The organism is Vibrio sp. 1562, from assembly GCF_033340155.1.
Lineage (GTDB): Bacteria > Pseudomonadota > Gammaproteobacteria > Enterobacterales > Vibrionaceae > Vibrio > Vibrio alginolyticus.
Genome location: NZ_JAWOVY010000456.1, coordinates 1 through 640, shown reverse-complemented (window position 1 = coordinate 640; position 640 = coordinate 1). Strand labels below are relative to the sequence as shown.

The window sequence follows — 640 nt, the reverse complement described above, 5'->3', positions numbered from 1 at the left end:
TCAACCATAAAGATGGCGACAAAAGCTTGGGTCTCAACCTCGCCGCTGGCGTAAACGAAACCGGGTTTTGTGAAAATGTACTGTGGGTGGATGGTGAAAGGCATTTGCTTGATCCGGTGCAGTTTCAATTTTCACGTCAGAATCCACGTACTGATTGGCGCATCACCTCCGAAGATGGTTGCGTAGACTTAGTGTTTGAGCCTATCAATCAACGTTCTGAGAAAAAGAACTTCTGGTTTTTGAAAAGTAACTTTCGTCAATATATCGGCCACTTTTCAGGGTTTGTTGTGGATGGCAATGGCAGTAAGCACGAACTCGACGGTGTTGTGGGTTTAACGGAAGATCACTACGCAAAATGGTAGATAAGACAATGGATTGGTCACAAATCATGGAACGACCGGAGCTCTTGCTTATGGCTTTGGCTCCCATCTTTTTTCTCTGCATCGCCGCGGAATACGGTTTGGGACAGCGTCGAGGTAAACTGCCTGACAGCGCACAATATTATTTGCCGGAAGTGGCGTGTAACTTTGTGTTGGCGGGATTACATCAAGCTGCTGATATTTTAACGGGGTTGCTGATTGCGCATTTCTACTTGTGGATGTTTGATTGGCGATTATTTGATATCGAAATGAGTGTATCG

Annotated in this window: 1 protein-coding gene and 1 pseudogene; both read left to right on the top strand. The window is 45.5% G+C overall.

What is annotated here, in order from left to right:
* Positions 1 to 362 (top strand): DUF2804 domain-containing protein (locus R7Z49_RS25790; protein ID WP_318112511.1); only part of this gene is annotated, 362 nt, incomplete at its 5' end.
* 8 nt (positions 363 to 370) lie between these two features.
* Positions 371 to 640: pseudogene (locus R7Z49_RS25785) on the top strand (sterol desaturase family protein); the annotation flags it as partial.